This window comes from Corallococcus terminator, assembly GCF_049194865.1.
Lineage (GTDB): Bacteria > Myxococcota > Myxococcia > Myxococcales > Myxococcaceae > Myxococcus > Myxococcus terminator_A.
The window spans coordinates 1-16069 of sequence record NZ_JBLZWL010000029.1 but is presented as its reverse complement, the minus strand read 5'-3'; the positions used below and the strand labels follow the sequence as shown (position 1 = coordinate 16069).

At 70.0% G+C, this 16069-nt stretch carries 12 protein-coding genes and 1 pseudogene; 6 read left to right on the top strand and 7 right to left on the bottom strand.

Annotation, left to right across the window (positions count from 1 at the left end; translation table 11 throughout):
- Positions 1–34 precede the first annotated feature (34 nt).
- Positions 35–1549, top strand: a complete 1515-nt coding sequence (locus tag ACN469_RS11325) for a tail fiber domain-containing protein (protein ID WP_498767035.1) — start codon at positions 35–37, stop codon at positions 1547–1549.
- 74 nt (positions 1550–1623) lie between these two features.
- Here the strand turns inward: ACN469_RS11325 and ACN469_RS11320 are convergent, their stop codons facing one another.
- From ACN469_RS11320 to ACN469_RS11310, 3 genes are all read right to left on the bottom strand, one after another.
- Positions 1624–3489, bottom strand: a complete 1866-nt coding sequence (locus ACN469_RS11320) for a metallophosphoesterase (RefSeq protein ID WP_498767033.1) — start codon at positions 3487–3489, stop codon at positions 1624–1626.
- A gap of 191 nt (positions 3490–3680) precedes the next feature.
- Positions 3681–4826, bottom strand: a complete 1146-nt coding sequence (locus ACN469_RS11315; protein WP_498767031.1) for a cystathionine gamma-synthase — start codon at positions 4824–4826, stop codon at positions 3681–3683.
- Positions 4827–4873: 47 nt separating this feature from the next.
- Positions 4874–5635: a crotonase/enoyl-CoA hydratase family protein gene (locus ACN469_RS11310; protein WP_498767030.1), complete on the bottom strand. Its 762-nt coding sequence runs from the start codon at positions 5633–5635 to the stop codon at positions 4874–4876.
- 132 nt (positions 5636–5767) lie between these two features.
- Between ACN469_RS11310 and ACN469_RS11305 the strand changes: the two genes are divergently transcribed.
- Positions 5768–6760, top strand: a complete 993-nt coding sequence (locus ACN469_RS11305) for a class I SAM-dependent methyltransferase (protein WP_498767028.1) — start codon at positions 5768–5770, stop codon at positions 6758–6760.
- Positions 6761–6790: 30 nt separating this feature from the next.
- Here ACN469_RS11305 and ACN469_RS11300 read toward each other — a convergent pair whose 3' ends face one another.
- On the bottom strand, positions 6791–7981 hold the full coding sequence (locus tag ACN469_RS11300) for a DUF7107 domain-containing protein (RefSeq protein WP_498767026.1): 1191 nt from the start codon (positions 7979–7981) through the stop codon (positions 6791–6793).
- A 235-nt stretch (positions 7982–8216) separates the two neighbouring features.
- Here ACN469_RS11300 and ACN469_RS11295 point away from each other — a divergent pair, with 235 nt between their 5' ends.
- Both ACN469_RS11295 and ACN469_RS11290 read left to right on the top strand, forming a co-directional pair.
- Complete coding sequence (locus ACN469_RS11295; RefSeq protein WP_498767024.1) at positions 8217–8885, top strand: RNA polymerase sigma factor; 669 nt, start codon at positions 8217–8219, stop codon at positions 8883–8885.
- The gene (locus tag ACN469_RS11290; protein WP_498767022.1) at positions 8872–10578 is read left to right on the top strand and encodes a FecR domain-containing protein; all 1707 of its coding nucleotides are present in this window, start codon (positions 8872–8874) and stop codon (positions 10576–10578) included. Before ACN469_RS11295 ends, ACN469_RS11290 begins: the two co-directional genes overlap by 14 nt.
- Before the next feature lie 34 nt (positions 10579–10612).
- On the opposite strand, the gene ACN469_RS11285 is transcribed toward ACN469_RS11290, so the two are convergent.
- Positions 10613–11806 carry a tRNA-uridine aminocarboxypropyltransferase gene (locus ACN469_RS11285; protein ID WP_498767020.1) on the bottom strand — a complete coding sequence of 398 codons (1194 nt, stop codon included), beginning with the start codon at positions 11804–11806 and terminating at the stop codon, positions 10613–10615.
- A 147-nt stretch (positions 11807–11953) separates the two neighbouring features.
- On the opposite strand from ACN469_RS11285, the gene ACN469_RS11280 reads away from it, so the two are divergent.
- Together ACN469_RS11280 and ACN469_RS11275 are read left to right on the top strand one after the other, a co-directional pair.
- A complete protein-coding gene (locus ACN469_RS11280; protein WP_498767018.1) occupies positions 11954–12718 on the top strand; it encodes a 16S rRNA (uracil(1498)-N(3))-methyltransferase in 765 nt (254 codons plus the stop codon).
- 33 nt (positions 12719–12751) lie between these two features.
- Entirely contained in the window at positions 12752–14368 is a 1617-nt protein-coding gene (locus ACN469_RS11275) for an aminopeptidase P family protein (protein WP_498767016.1), read from the top strand.
- A gap of 65 nt (positions 14369–14433) precedes the next feature.
- On the opposite strand, the gene ACN469_RS11270 is transcribed toward ACN469_RS11275, so the two are convergent.
- Together ACN469_RS11270 and ACN469_RS11265 are read right to left on the bottom strand one after the other, a co-directional pair.
- A complete protein-coding gene (locus tag ACN469_RS11270; protein ID WP_498767014.1) occupies positions 14434–15741 on the bottom strand; it encodes a winged helix DNA-binding domain-containing protein in 1308 nt (435 codons plus the stop codon).
- Positions 15742–15880: 139 nt separating this feature from the next.
- Positions 15881–16069 (bottom strand): annotated as a pseudogene (locus ACN469_RS11265) (hypothetical protein); the annotation flags it as partial.

Here is a 16069-nt window from a genome sequence, read left to right as displayed (position 1 = left end):
TATGCTCCGTGCCCTATCCGCCAGGAGGAATCGAATGAAGGTCGGGACGTGGCTGGCCGCGCTGGGAGTCGTCTTCTCCGGCCTGGGCTGTGGTGGGTCCGATGGAGCCAACGGCGCGCAGGGAGGCCAGGGACTCCAGGGGCCTCAAGGCGCCGCAGGGCCTCAAGGCTCCACCGGGCCACAAGGCGCCGCTGGGCCGCAGGGCCCCGTGGGACCACAAGGCCCCGTGGGACCTTCCTGGCAGGTGGGGACGGGGCTGGAGTTGAAGGACAATGTGCTGAACCTCCTGTACGGGGGCGGTGCCAACGCGCCGGTGCCGAGCAGCGACCCGCGCCTCAGCGATGCGCGCCAGCCCCTGCCGGGCAGCGGCAACTACATCCAGAATGGCGTGCTCGCGCAGGAGGCCTCGTTCTCGCTGGCGGGGACGGGCACCACGCGCGGACGGATGACGACCCGCTCCGACGTGCTCGTCGACGCGACGACGCCCATCGCCACGCCCACCGCCCTGCTGAAGCTCCAGAACACGGCGTCGGACGGAGTGAGCTGGACGGCGTTCCCGCTGCTCACCGTGGACTCGGCGGGCGGACTGCTGGCGCGAGGCGAGCAGGGCCACGGCGCGCTCCCGATGACCGGCACGGGAACACGCCTCATGTGGGTGCCCCACAAGGCGGCCTTCCGCGCGGGCCATGCGGACACACAGTGGAACGAGAGCAGTGTCGGGTTGTTCTCCTGGGCGGGCGGCAACCTGTCCACCGCCAGCGGGAGGGGGGCGTTCGCCATGGGGGATGGCTGCACGGCGAGCGGCGAGTCCTCGGTGTGCATGGGCATCGGCAATCTCGCCAGCGGGCAAGGCAGCGTGGCGATGGGTCTCTCGAGTTCCGCGACGGGCTTCTCCGCCACCGCCCTGGGCGCCTCCAGCTTCGCCACCGGCCTGTACTCCGTGGCGATGGGGTCTCGCGTCACGGCGAACGCCGACTACAGCATGGCGCTGGGACAACGGGTGTCGTCGGACGGACGCACCGGCTCGTTCATCTGGGGGGACCAGTCGGCGAGCGGCTCCACCTCCACCTCCAACACCGCCAACAACCAGTTCATGGTGCGCGCCGCGGGCGGCATCCGCCTGCGCACCAGCACGGACACCACCACGGGGTGCGACCTGCCGGCGAACAGTGGCGTGTTCTCCTGCACGTCGGACCGCAACCAGAAGGAGGGCTTCCGGAACGTCGACGGCGAGCTGCTGCTGACGAAGGTCGCGGCGCTGCCCATCTCCACCTGGCGCTACAAGAAAGAGGAGGCCGGAGTGCACCACATGGGGCCCATGGCGCAGGACTTCAGAGCGGCCTTCGGCCTGGGCTCGGGCGACACGAGCATCGGCATGCTCGACATCGACGGGGTGAACCTGGCCGCCATCAAGGCGCTGGAGGTCCGCACGCGGGAGCTGCGTGAGAAGACCGCGGAGGTCGACACGCTCAAGGCCGAGATGGCCGAGCTCAAGCGAGGCCTGTCCCGTCTGGAGGCCGCCGTCAACGCGAAGGCCGCACGGCCGTAGTCCCGAGCTGAACGACGAAGGGCCCCCGATGTCCCGGGAGGCCCTGTCGAAGCCGGATGACGCGACGGCTGTGCCTACTCGGCCTGGAGCGTCGCGGGAGGCTCTGGCGCGTCGGCCACGTCCTCCAGCCGGTCCGCGGGAGGCAGCGGAGGCCGGGCCCGTAGGATATCGGGCATGCGGGCCGGGTCATCCACGGGTCCGGGCACCGTCTCCAGCGGCGCCAGCTTCTGCGACGACGCGCGCACCGTCGGCAGCGACTTGGACAGCGTGAGGGTGTCGCGCACCGTGCCCGTGGAGGTGATGAGCCGCGCCGTCAGCGTGCCGCCATCCACCACCACGTCCATGAAGCCATACACCTGGTTGTCGCGCAGCGCCGTCCAGGAGGGCTGGCTGCCCGCGAAGGGCCTCAGCGTCGCGCCACCGCTGCCCACCACGACATAGGGAATGCCGCGCGTGCCCGACGGCGCCACGGCGTCACCCTTCATCGGCTTGCTGCGCTCGTAGTTGTGGTCATGCCCGGTGAGCACCAGGTCCACGCCGTACTTCTCGAAGAGGGGGCCGTACGTGCGGCGCATGGTGAGCTGCGAGCCGTGCTCCCCGCTGGACCAGGGCGGGTGGTGGAAGAAGACGACCTTCCACGGCAGCGCGCTGGCCGCCAGGTCCTGCTCCGCCCACGCCTTCTGCGCCGCCGCGGTGCACCGGTCCGCCGACGCCATGCCGATGGCGCAGTTGGAGTCGAGCGCGGTGAAGTGCACGTTGCCCCAGTCGAACGAGTAGTAGCGCTCGCTCTTCGCCGGGTTGTTGGCGGGCAGGTAGAAGTTGTCCAGGTACGGCTGCCCCTGGTTCGTCACGTACTCGTGATTGCCCAGCGAGGGGAACACCGGCACCTCGCGGAGCAGCGTCCCCATGGGCTTGAACATGCGGTCCTGGAACTCCTGCTCGGTGCCGTCGGAGTAGGCGTTGTCCCCCAGCGCGACGAGGAACTCCCCGCGCCACTCGGGCTTGTTCATCATCGCCATCACCTTCGACTGCGCGGAGCCGCCCGTGCCGAAGTCTCCCATCGTGGTGAAGCGCACCCGCTGCGTCCCCGGCGCGGACGCCGTGCGGAACGTCCGCAGGCCCGTGACGGAGCCACACGCCTCCACGCTGTAGCCATACGCGCGGCCCGGCTGCAGGCCGGTCAGCACCACCGCGTGACGCCAGCCCGCGACGGTGGCCACCGCCGTGCGCGCCAACAACGAGCCCTCGCCGAAGCGGACGAAGGGCGTGCAGGACGCGCTGGAGCGGAACGCGACGATGGCGCTCGTGGGCCCCACGCTCTGGAGGTACGGCAGGCGCGGCAACACCGGCCCGGAGTCCGCGGTGGGCGCGGGCGGCGCGGTCTGCTCGCCACACGCGCGGGCCTCGGCGACGGAGGCCCAGTCATTCACCGTGTTGCCATTCACGGTGATGCGCACATAGCGGGCCTTGCGCGCGCTGAACGCATACGTCTGCGCCAGGTTGTTCAACGCGCTGTCGGCCGCGTACGCCTGGGTGAAGGTGGTGCCGTTCTCGGACGTGGAGAGGACGAAGTGGTTCTGTCGCTCGTTGCCCCGGTGCCACGCCACGGTGGTGCCCACCAACGTCTGCGAGGCGCCCAGATCCAGCGTGAGGAACGCGCCCACGCCCGGGCCGCTCCAGCGCGTGTTCAGGTTGTCGTCCTGCGAGTTGGCCGCGACGCTGCCATCTCCGTCGTCACCGCTGGCCACCACCGAGGCGGTGGTGAGCATGCGGCAGTCGGGCGCCGTCAGCGCGGCCTCGGAGTCCTGGAGCTCCGTCGTGGGGATTTCGGGTGGAACAACGTCCTGGTCCGCGGGTGTGAGCGGCTGCTCGTCGCAGCCAGCAACGGCAGCGAGCAGCACGCCCATGAAGCATGTGGTGAGAATCCTTCGGTCGCTCATGATGGGAGCCCAAACGGAACCCATCCGGCGACATTCCAGTAGTGGACATTCACGCTCGCCTCCAGGCAGCAGGGCAGCCGAGCGCGAGCCACGTCTGGCAGGGCGTGGACAGACGAAGGGCCTCCGCGCGTCCCAGTGCGAGGGAGCGGGGAGGCCCTTGGAAGCCAGCCTGGCTTCAGACGACGCGCGGCCTACTTCGCCGCGTCGAGCGCCTGGGACAAGTCATCGATGAGGTCCCTGGAGTCCTCGATGCCGACGGACAAGCGGATGAAGCCATCGGCGATGCCGAGCTTCTCGCGCGTCTCCTTGGGCACGGAGGCGTGGGTCATGATGGCCGGGTGCTCGATGAGGGACTCGACGCCGCCGAGCGACTCCGCGCAGGCGAAGACCTTCACCGTCTTGAGGAAGGTGCGCGCCGCCTCCAGGCCGCCGTGGATGTCGAACGTCACCATGCCGCCGAAGCCCGTCATCTGCTGACGCGCGAGCGCGTGCTGCGGATGCGTCTCCAGACCCGGGTAGGTGACCTTCTTCACCTTGGGGTGCGTGGCGAGGAAGTGGGACACCTTCATCGCGTTCTCCGCGTGGCGGTCCATGCGGACATGGAGCGTCTTCACGCCGCGCAGCACGAGGAAGCTGTCGAAGGCGCCGGACACGCCGCCCACCGCGTTCTGGAGGAAGTACATCCGCTCGGCCACGTCATCGCGGCTGGTGCAGACGAAGCCGCCCACCACGTCGCTGTGTCCGTTGAGGTACTTGGTGGTGGAGTGCGCCACCACATCGAAGCCGAGGTCCAGCGGGCGCTGGAAGTACGGCGTCATGAAGGTGTTGTCGGCGACAGCCAGGATGTTGTGCTTCTTGGCGACCTTGGCGATGGCTGCCAGGTCGATGAGCTTGAGCATCGGGTTGGTGGGGGTCTCCACCCACACCATCTTCGTCTTGGGCGTAATCGCCGCCTCGAAGGCACCCGGGGAGGACAGGTCGACGAAGGAGAAGTTCAGGCCGCAGCGCTTGTAGACCTTGTCGAAGAGGCGGAAGGTGCCTCCGTAGACGTCGTCGGAGACGATGACGTGGTCACCGTGATCCAACATGTGCATCAGCATGTCCGTGCCCGCGAGGCCGGAGGCGAAGGCGGCGCCGTACTTCGCGCCCTCGAGCGCGGCCAGACAGTCCTGGAGCGCCTTGCGGGTGGGGTTCTGCGTCCGGCTGTACTCGTAGCCCTTGTGCTCCCCGGGCCCGTCCTGGACGTAGGTGGAGGTCAGGTAGACGGGGGTCATGATGGCGCCCGTCGTGGGGTCCGGCTCCTGACCGGCATGGATGGCGAGAGTGTCGAAGCGCATGGGCGGGGGAGTAACACAGCCCCCCGGGCCGCGCATCAGCCTCTGCCCTACTCGAACGTCCCGTGCCGCCCCGCCCCCTTCGCGAAGCGGGTGGCCCCGGCGATGGACTCCGACTCCAGCACCTTCACGCCGCCCACGAACTCCTGACGCAGCGCTTCCTCCAGGCGCAGGCCCCCCTGGGCGTAGGCCGAGGCGCGGTCCGCGTTCATGCAAGCCTGCGGAAACGCGGCGACTTCCCGGGCGAGCGCCTCGGCCGCCTCGCGAGCCTGCCCCCGAGGCACCACGCGGTTGACCAGTCCCATGGCCAGCGCCTCCTGGGCCGACACGGGGCGTCCGGTGAGGATGAGGTCCATGGCCCGGGACAGGCCGATGAGCCGGGGCAGCCGCACGGTGCCGCCGTCAATGAGCGGCACGCCCCAGCGCCGGCAGAAGACGCCCAGCACCGCGTCCTCCTCCGCCACGCGCAGGTCACACCACAGCGCCAGCTCCAGCCCACCCGCCACGGCGTGGCCCGAAATGGCCGCGATGACGGGCTTGCTCAACACCATGCGCGACGGGCCCATGGGGCCATCTCCATCGACCTGGAGGCGCGGCATGCGGCCCTCGGAGACGGCCTTGAGGTCCGCGCCCGCGCAGAAGGTGCCGCCGTCGCCGTGGAGCACGCCCACGCGCGCATCGGAGTCGGCGTCGAAGGCTCGGAAGGCTTCGGCGAGGAGCTGGGCGGTGGCGCCGTCCACCGCGTTGCGCACCTCGGGCCGCTGGAGGATGACGGTGGTGATGGGGCCGCTCTTCTCGACGCGCACGCTCATGGCGCTGAGTCTTCCTGCCCCGGGCGCGTGCCGCAATGCCCGCGCGGGTGCGGGCGCTTCGTCACTTGAAAGCCCCGGGTGGCCTCACGGCGCTTGTCGTCCGTCCGCGAGTCAGGGATGAGTGGGCCCGAGATGGCTGACCCAAAAGAGAGTCACGACAAGGACGCCCCCAAGACGACCGAGGCGGTCATGTTCGCCAACCGGCTGCGCAAGGGCGCGAAGCACTTTCGCAAGTGGGCCCAGGCCCGGGGGCTGACGTCCTTCCGCGTCTACGACAGGGACATCCCCGAGTACCCCTTCGCGGTGGACGTCTACGGCGACTGCGTCCACATCACCGAGTACCCGCACCGCCGCGCGCTCAAGTCCGGCTCGGCGGAGACGCAGCGCACGGAGGTCCTCGCGGCTGTGACGGAGGTGCTGGAGGTCCCCGCCGAGCGAGTCTTCGTGAAGACACACACGCCCCAGCCGTGGGGCCGCGCGCAGTACGGCCGCGTGGGTCAAGGCAGCGGACGGCTCGTCGTCGAGGAGCGGGGCCTGAAGTTCTGGGTCAACCTGGGCGACTACCTGGACACGGGCCTCTTCATGGACCACCGCGACACCCGTCAGCGCGTGCGCGAGGAGGCCAAGGGCAAGCGCTTCCTCAACCTCTTCGCGTACACCGGCGCGTTCACCGTGTACGCCGCCGCCGGTGGCGCCGCGAGCACGGTGACGGTGGACCTGTCCAACTCCTATCTGGACTGGGCCGAGGACAACCTGGACCTGAATGGACTGGCAAACTCGCGCCACGAGCTGGTCCGCGCGGACGCGAAGGCGTGGGTGGAGGCCCAGGCCCGAGGCCCCGAGCGCTATGACCTCATCGTCTGCGACCCGCCCTCCTTCTCCACCTCGAAGAAGATGACGGGCTCGTTCAACGTACAGCGAGACCACCCGCGTCTGATGGACGCACTCCGGACACTGTTGTCACCCGGAGGCGTCCTCTACTTCTCCAACAACTTCCTCGGCTTCCAGCTCGACGACAAGGCGACGCGCGGCTGGAAGTCCGTGGAGGAGCTCACACCGGCCTCCATCCCCGAGGACTTCCAGCGCAAGGACATCCACCGCTGCTGGCGGATGGTGGCGCCCTGAGTACTTCCGGGCGCCACCAGACGTGACGGACTACAGCCAGCAGACGTTGTCCTGGCAGCGCTCTCCGGCGGGGCACTCGCAGTTGGCCACGCACGACTTGCCGCTGCCCTGGTTCACCGGCTTGCACGCGCCGTCCTTGCAAATCTGTCCGCCGGGGCACTCGCAGTTGGCGCGGCACACCGTGGTGGTGCCCGCGTCCACCGGCGTCGGAGGCGGAGGCGCGCGGCAGTAGCCACTGGTGCACACCTGACCGGAGGGGCAGTCGCAGTTGGCGGCGCAGGTGGTGCCCGAGCCCGCGTCCGGAGGCGGAGGCGGCGGCGCGGGAGGACGGCAGTAGCCGCCGTTGCAGACCTGACCGGAGGGGCAGTCGCAGTTGGCCATGCACGTCTGGCCCGGGTCCGGCTCCGTGGAGCGGCACTGGCCGTTGGCGCAGACCTGGCCCGAGGGGCACTCGCAGTTGGCGCGGCACTCACCGCCGTGGGGAATGGGCAGGCAGTAGCCAATCTGGCAGGACTGGTCCGCGGGGCACTGCGTGGTGGACTCGCACTGCGCACGGCACTGGCCGTTCACGCAGTCCTTGCCGCCCGAGCAGTCTCCGGCCGTGCGGCACGCGTTCGGATCCGGCGGACGCGGGCGGCACACGCCGAAGACGCACGACTCGGTGTTGGAGCACTGTCCATCCGTCGCGCAGCCACGGTGGCACTGGTTGTTGATGCAGTAGTTCCCCGTGCCGCAGTCCACATTCACGCGGCACACGGGCCCAGGACCCGCATCCGTCGGAGGAGGACCTGCGTCGGGAGTGCCGGCGTCCCACGACGGGCCGCCGTCCGGGCGCGTGCCACCACCGTCGGGCCTCGGGCCTGAGTCGGGCGTGCCACCGTCACGAGGAGGCTGGGTGGAGCCAGGGGAGCAGAAGCCGTCCTCGCACCTGCCACCGGGGGCGCAATCCGCGGTGCGGGCGCAGGGCTGGTTGCAGACGGAGTTGATGCAGATCTGCGTGTTGGGGCATTCGAGCGCGCTGGTACACCGGTCCGCGTTCGGCCCCAGGTCGCGACAGTAACCAGCGCGGCAGTACTGGTCGGAGTCGCAGTCGGCGTTGGTCTCGCAGAAGCAGAGGTCCTCGTCGTCCAGCCAACTGTCATCGTTCTCGCGGATGATGCAGCCTGAGAAAGCGAACAACAGCAGGAGCGGCGCCAGCAGGCCGCGTGCGGGGTGGTTCATGAGCGGGGACTCCGTGCTGCGGGGAACCGGTCCGGCCACCGGGTGGGTTGTCCGGTTTCACCCGCGTTCGTCTCCGCGCCGCTGACGGCTGATCAAAAATCTTTTTTGATCGGCGCACGTCGCTGCGGCGACCCAGGGGCACGGAGGTAGTGTGCTGGCCTGGACCTTTCACATGGACGGTGGGGCGCTCCTACAGGGGGGGACCTCATGGCGCGTCCCGGAGGGAGAGCGTCCGGTGAGTTTCCGCGAAGCCCAGGCATTGGCACCGGCCGCCTCGCCCGAGGAGCGCCCAGGACAGGGCCCCTCCTCACCTCCCACGTCCTCTGACGAGCCCCAGCTCCACCTGCTGGTGCGCCGGCTCCAGGAAGGCGACCGCACCGCCTTCGAGCGCCTCTATGAGCTGACCCGGGTGGACGCCGCGCGCACCTTGCGGCACCTGGTGGGCAATCGCGTGGACGTGGAGGACCTGCTCCAGGAGGTGTACCTGCGGCTGCTGACGGCGGTGAAGGGCTTCCGGGGCGAGTCGCGCTTCAAGACGTTCTTCTATCGGGTGTGCTCGAACGTGGCGCTATCGCATCTGCGCTGGAAGCGGCGCAGGCCGGAGGACTCCGTCGCGGAGCCGCCCGAGTGCGAGTCCCCGGACGAAGACCCAGAGCGTGCCGCATCGCGGCGCCAGGCGGCTCGGCTGGTGGAGGCCGCGCTGGAGAAGCTCAAGCCGAAGAAGCGAATCGTCTTCGTGTACTACGAGCTGTGCGGAATGAGCCCGGACGAAATCGCCGAGGCCGTGGGAAGCTCGCCCAACACCGTCCGCAGCCGCCTGCACCACGCGCGATTGGAGTTCAACGAGGCCATGCAGCGACTGCTCGCCACCCGCCGCCCCGGAGGCCCTCATGGCGCACCCTGAGGCACGGGCGCTGTGGGCGCTGGCGGCGAACGAACTGAGCGTCGAGGAGACGGCGAGCACGCGCGCGCACCTGTCGAGCTGCGCCACCTGCTCCGTCGAGTTGGAGCGGGTTCAGACGAGCCGCGCCATGCTTCATGAGGTCAGGAGCGCGGAGCCCCAGGTGAACTGGGACGCGGTGGGCGCGAAGCTGCGCGCCGAGGCCGCCTCGCGACTGGAAGCGAAGTCCTCGCGGATGCGGTGGCCGTGGGCAGTCGCGCTCGCTGGCACCTGTGCCGTGGTGCTCGCGCTCTGGGTGGCCCGACCGACGGTGTCACCGATGAGCACCCCACCTCCTGAAGCCGTGCTCGCGGAGCAGACGGCTCCGGCGCCGGAGACCGCGGTGGCGCTGGGCACGCCCACGACCACCGCCGAGCAGGAGTCGACGCGAGCGGAGAGCACGACGGGCGCGGTGATTCGTGAGCGCGGCGGCGCGGAGCAAGCACTGACGGCCGGAATGCGACTGCGCTCTGGGACGGCGGTGAAGACTCCTTCGCGCGCCTCCGCGATGCTGCGGCTGCCGGACGCGAGCCGCGTGAAGTTGTCCGCGGACTCGGAAGTCGAGCTGTCTCGCGCGGAGGCGAGCGACGTGCACCTCACGGTGCGCCAGGGCCGGCTGTCGGTGAAGGCTTCGCACGCGGAGCGGCGTGGCTTCCGCGTGGACGTCGCGGGCCTGCGCGTGTCCGTGGTGGGCACGGTGTTCACGGTGGAGCGCACGCCCCTGGGGGCCTCGGTGGCGGTGTCCGAGGGGCGCGTGCGAGTGGAGCTGGAGGGCCAGCCCGCGCGGATGGTGGGCGCGGGCGAGCGCGTGGAGCTGTTCGAGCAGCAGGGCGCCTTGAAGCAGGAGCCCCTGTCCGAGCCGGACCGTGAGGCACTCGACTCGATGGACCTGCCCACGGAGTCCTCCACGCAGGAGGTGGGCCCGACAGTGCCCACGGGCGCGAGCACTCCCGAGGCAGCCCCGACCGTGATGCCAGCGGTGGCCCATGTGCCGCAGACGTCGGGCAGCGTGAAGCCCGCCCTCGCGAAGGGGCCTTCCGACAAGGTGGAGCGAAAGTCGAAGGTGGTGGTCGCGTCGATGAAGTCGCGCCAGGAGAAGACCGAGACTCCGCCCAAGGCCGAGGAGCAGACTCCGGCCGAATCCGCGTCACCGCCGCCGAGCGTCGTCGCCATGGCCACGCCTCCGGCCGCCACCAAGGCACGCAACCCCGCGGACCCCAGCCAGGAGTTCGCGCCCTACCCCGCGCCGTCGGTGACGGAGAAGCTGCCCGCGCCTCCCCTTCCGGCGCCAATGGTGACAGCCCCGTCTCCCGCGCCAACGCAGCCGGTGCAGGTGGCGGAGCGTCCCGAGCCCAAGAAGAAGAAGGAGGGACTCATCCCCATGTCCCTCTTGTCGAAGGACGCGGACGAGCGGTTCCTCGGCTATGCGCGAATCCAACAGGGCCCACGGACGTGTGAGAACTTCCTCACGGGCCTGGAGGAGATCGCGGCCAAGAGCCCGCGCACGGACCACCGAGAGCAGGCGCGCTACCTGCGCGCACGCTGCTTCGAGTCACGGCTCCAGGGCCAGGATGCGAAGACGGAGTATCGCCAGTACCTGAACGACTTCCCGCGAGGTCGCTACGTGCGAGAGGCCGGCGCCGCGCTGTTGCCCTGAGCCCTTCGCGACACCCAAGGCCAGCGCCGCCGAGTCAGCCCTCGGTCCCCGTGCGCTGCTGCTTCACCCGCTTCATGGGCTCCTGCGCTCGGCCACGCTCCACCAGCACGCGCAGCACGGACTCCAGCGCGCGGATGCGAGTGCCCGCGCGACCGGGCGCCCACTGGGGCACATCCGGGCCGCCCAGCAACTCCATCGCGTGCTCCACGCCCCCGGCCTTGCCCTCCAGCGCACGCGCCGTGGCCAGTCGCACGTTCCTCGCGGGCCTGCGCTTCACGCCGCCCTCCCACAGCAAATCCAACGCGAACGTCGTCCACACCGCCAGCTCGTCATCGGGACGCAGGAACCGCTCGAACCGCTCCAGCGCCTGGGCCCGAGGCTCGCCCGCGCGCAGCACGTCCTCCGGCAACTCCACGTGCAGCGTCGTGCTGCGCGCCAACGGCTGCTCGGGCGCCATGACGGCCTCGAAGCGCTCGCCCGTGGCCGGACGACAGGCCACCACGTGCACCAGCTCCGGGGGAAAGTCCGTGCCCGTCGGGTGCGCGTTCGCCTCGCCATAGAAGGCGACGAGGTTCTCGAAGCCCTCCGACAGCGAGCGCAGCTCCTGCGGCGGACGCCACGGGCCAAAGTGGAGGCGGCGCCGGTTCGGCGACGTCCGCGTCGACTGTCGCCCCAGCTGCGTGTCCACCATGTACTCGAACGCCTTCAACATCGTGTCGAAGCGCTCCGGCTCTCCCTCCAGCAACCCCAGAATCTCCACCACCGCCTCGATGGTGGAGACGCAGTGGTCCGCGGGCTCCGCGCGAATGCGGTAGTTGCTCGGGCGGCGAGGCACGAAGCCGATGCGCGGCAGTCCGGCGAGCAGCGGGTTCCGGGAGACGACCTTCTTCGCCTGCGGCCAGGTGCCATCCACCACGATGAGCGTCTTCGGCGGATGCGCGCGCGCCTGCTCCACGGAGATGGCGTCCTCACCGGGAAAGAGGACGGCGACGGACCCGGGGTCCGCGGCCAGCTCCTCCAGCCGGGTGTGCCCGGTGAAGTCGACGCCGTGGTGAAGCTCCGAGTTGGCCAGCGCCAGGTGCGCCATGCGCGCGGTGCCAATGGCCACTCGTCGTTCGCGGGGATGCTGGAGGAAGACGACGCGGGTGCGAGTGTCCAGCCGAGGTGGCAGTTGCGAGCAGTAGCAGGTGCTCTCGGGGCGATGGCAGCGAAGACAAAGGGAACGCACAGCCCGGCTTTACGGCACGGCCCGGGGCCGGGCAAGCACTGCCGGTGGGAGGGCAACTCCACCAGCCAGGGAGCCGGGCGCTCCAGGGCCGTCCTGGAGGGAAGAAGGCCCCCACGGCGCCCTCCGGCCGGGGTACAGAAGGCCCCCGTGAACCTGCTGCTGCTCTTCGACGAGGACTTCCTTCCGGACGGCACCGCGCGCCTCACCGGGCGACGGGCCCAGCATGCGCGAGAGGTGCTCCGCGCCGAGCCCGGTGAATCCCTGCGCGTCGGCCTCCTGGGTGGGCTCATCGGCACCGGCGAAGTGCTGGAGAACAGCCCCGGCGTCCTCCACCTGCGCACCACCCTCACGGAAGCCCCTCCTCCCCGCGCGGGCATCGACCTGCTGCTCGCCATCCCCCGGCCCAAGGCGCTCAAGAAGGTCCTCCCCGCCGTGGCCTCGCTGGGCGTGGACCGCATCGTCCTGGTCAACGCGGCCCGGGTGGAGAAGAGCTACTTCGACTCCAAGGTGCTCGACGGCGCCTTCGTGAAGGACCTGCTCCTCCAAGGCCTGGAGCAGGCCCGAGACACCCGCCTGCCAGAAGTCCTCGTCCGAGAGCGCTTCCGCCCCTTCGTCGAGGACGAGCTCGACTCCGTCTTCCCCCCGGACGCCGTCCGCCTGCTCCCCCACCCGCCGGCGACGCAGCCACTGCGCGCCGTGTCAGCGGCCCCCGGCCAGCGCTCCGTCCTCGCCATCGGCCCCGATGGGGGCTGGGTATCGTTCGAGGCCCAATTGTTGGAATCCCACGGCTTTCGCCCCTTCTCCCTGGGCCCCCGAATCCTGCGGGTGGAGACGGCGGTTCCCGTGCTCGTCGGGCAAGTAGCCCTTCTCGCGGAAGACACTGCTCCGCGTCAGGATGCATCTCGGGCTTGAGGAGCGCGGGGCGGTGTTGAAGAGTCCCCCGCCATGGCCACGTCCATCCCTTCGTCCCCGGTCGCCTCCGACAGCTCGCAGCCCGCGGTCGGTGAGCAGCAGCCCCTCGTCACGTCCGAGCCGCAGGCGCCAGCCGCGAAGCCCGCCAGCCATGACTCGGTGCCGCCGCAAGCGCTGCTGGACTTCATGCTGAAGCAGTGGAAGCCCGCCTCGGGGAAGCTGCCTCCGAAAATCAAGTACGCGGAGTCCTTCAAGGCCCGCCGCAAGGCGCTGTCGCAGGCGTTCCCCGGCGAGACGATTGTCGTCCCCACCGGCCACGAGAAGGTGCGCGCCAACGACACGCACTACCGCTTCCGCCCGGGCACGGACTTCTACTACCTCACCGGCAACCTGGAGCCGGACTGCGTGCTGGTGTTGGAGCCGAAGGAAGGCGGCGGCCACACGGACCTCCTCTTCGTGGAGCCCAACCCGGGCCGCTCCGATTCGACGTTCTTCACGGACCGGGTGAAGGGCGAGCTGTGGGTCGGCCCGCGCCTGGGCGTGCCGGAGAGCCGCGCGCGCCATGACGTCGACGAGGCGCGTGGACTGGACACGCTGGGCGCCTACCTCAAGGGCCTGAAGGGCGCGGCGACGAAGCCCACGCGAGTGCTGCGCGGGCACTCGGCCAAGGTGGACACCGAGGTGACCGAGGGCGGCGAGCGCGACAAGGCGCTGGCCACCTTCCTGTCCGAGCTGCGGCTCATCAAGGACGCCCAGGAGCTGCGCGAGCTGCAGATTTCCATCGACGCCACGCAGCGCGGCTTCGAGGACGTCATCCGCAGCCTGAAGGTGGCGAAGACGGAGCGCTACGTGGAGGGCATCTTCAACCTGCGCGCGCGCGTGGAAGGCAACGACACGGGCTACAACAGCATCGTCGCCAGCGGCACGCACGCGTGCGTGCTGCACTGGAACCGCAATGACGGTCCGCTGGTGTCCGGGGACTTGCTGCTGCTGGACGCGGGCGTGGAGGGCCACACGCTCTACACGGCGGACATCACCCGCACGCTGCCCATCTCCGGGCGCTTCACGCCGGAGCAGAAGGCCATCTACGAGCTCGTCTATGCGTCGCAGGAGGCGGCCTTCGCGGCGGTGAAGCCGGGCAACGACTTCATGGAGCCCAACCGCGCCGCCATGCGCGTACTGGCCGAAGGGCTGGAGAAGCTGGGCATCCTCGAGAGCGCGACCGAGGCGCTCAAGGACGAGCACCAGTTCTACAAGCGCTACTCGTTGCACAACGTCAGCCACATGCTCGGCCTGGACGTGCACGACTGCGCGCAGGCGCGGCAGGAGGCGTACAAGTACGGCAAGCTCCAGGCGGGCATGGTGCTCACGGTGGAGCCGGGCCTGTACTTCCAGAAGGACGACCTCACGGTCCCCGCGCGCTACCGAGGCATCGGCGTGCGCATCGAGGACGACCTCGTCGTCACCGCCCGGGGCTGCAAGGTGCTCTCCGCCAACATCCCGCGCACGGTGAAGGACATCGAGGCGTGGATGGGCGGCCTGTGGAACGCCGACAAGGCCCCCGCGAAGAAGGCCGCCTCGAAGAAGCCCCAGGCCCGCACCGCCAAGAAGGCCCCCGCGAAGAAGGCGAAGGCCGGCAAGCGCAAGTAGCTCGAAGGGGCGTGAGTCGGGCCACCGAGGTCCGACTCACGCCGCCGCACCGCGACGCACGTGCGTCAGGACACCGGCGCGAAGTGGATGTCGCGGGACGCGCTGTCCGGAGCCGCGAAGGCGAGGAGTCGCTCCCCCTCCTCCGTGAGCGCCGCGCGGTCCTCACGAGCCAGCCGCTCGAACGGCTCGATGCGCAACGTGACGCGCTCCTTCGCGCGCTCCAGCTTCCACATCCCACGCACGAAGCCATCCACCAGCACCGTCGGGCGGATGATGCCGTTGACGGTGAAGACGCGCTTGCGATGGGGCTCGGAGATGATGCGCGTACGGTCCGCGTGCGACAGCAGCACGTTGTCGAACTCGGCCACGAAGCGCACCGGGGCAGGCGTGTCCCCCGAGGGGCGGGGCGCGTCCGGCACGTCGAACAGCTCGACGCCCTGCTCGTCACGGAACGTGCGCAGCCGAGGACGGAGCTGCTCGACGGTGTCCGAGAGTCGAACCAGCCCGGACCACATCTGCATGTCCTTCACGCTCGCGGGCCCGAAGGCGCCCAGGTAGCGCAGCACCACGTCCTCCAGTGGCAGCGCGGGGTCCACCGGCTCGCCGAGCCACGACTTCGACGTGGCGAACTCCACCTCGCCCCCCACGCACCACGTCGCGAAGGGAGGCACGGTGACGAGCGACTCCGCGACACGCACCACCATGCTGAGCGATGAAGCATCCCGCTCCGGCCAGCGCTCCTGGAGTCGACGGCCCAGCTCCACCGCGCTCAGGGGCGCCTCGGCGAACAGCCTGCGTCCCTCGGCAATCACCAGGTCCACGTCCAGCCCCGCCAGCTCGCGCGGGTAGGCGCTGTGTTTCAGCATCCGGTCCAACACCGGCTGCAGCGTGGGCCGCAGGCGCTGGAAGTCGCGCGCCGTGACGAGGTGCTGCGTGGACCGCATCATCGTCGCCCGCACCACTTCGCGCGCGTGGTACCGGCGCGTCAGGTCGTCGAGCTGGAAGTCCTTCATCCGCGTCCAGAGCCCCAGGTACGGCGCGTTGCCCGCCTGCGCCTGAAGCCCCACCAGGTGCTCAATCACCTCGGGGACCGAGCGGCTCGTGCGACGCAGCAGGAACTGCCGCTGGAGCAGGGCCCGGTTCAGCTCCCGCGAGGTCAGCACCGGAGCCAGCCCACCCTTCCCGCTCCGGCGCGCGGTGATGGCGGCTGACGGGCTCTTGCGTCGTGACGGCACGGTGACCTCCTTCACGGTGCGTGGCGCTGACACCACACGAGGGCGACGTCCCGGGTTCTTCGCACCGCCGGCCCTGGAGCGCTTCTCCTCGGGAGGGGTGAAGGGAAAAGGCAGGAACATCAAGGGGATGGGAATCATGGGGCCTGGGGTGTCAGGGGCGGGGTCCGGCAAAGCTGGACGACTTCGTGAGACGCACCATGACGGGCAGGAGTGACAGCTATATGTCAGGTATCAGGACAGGCTCCCGAACGCTCTGGAACACCGGGGGGAGGCCAGCTCAGGCGGCGACGGTGTCGGCCAGGAGCGGCACCCGCTCGAGCACGAGCTCCTCGTCGCGCAGCGAGAAGCGCAGCAGCATCGAGCCATCCTCGTCCTCCATCAGGAACGAGCGGATGGGGCCGAAGACGAACCGCAGCTCCTCGGCGTTGCACGTGGGCAGGTATGTCCGGAGGACGCGTGGGTCGTA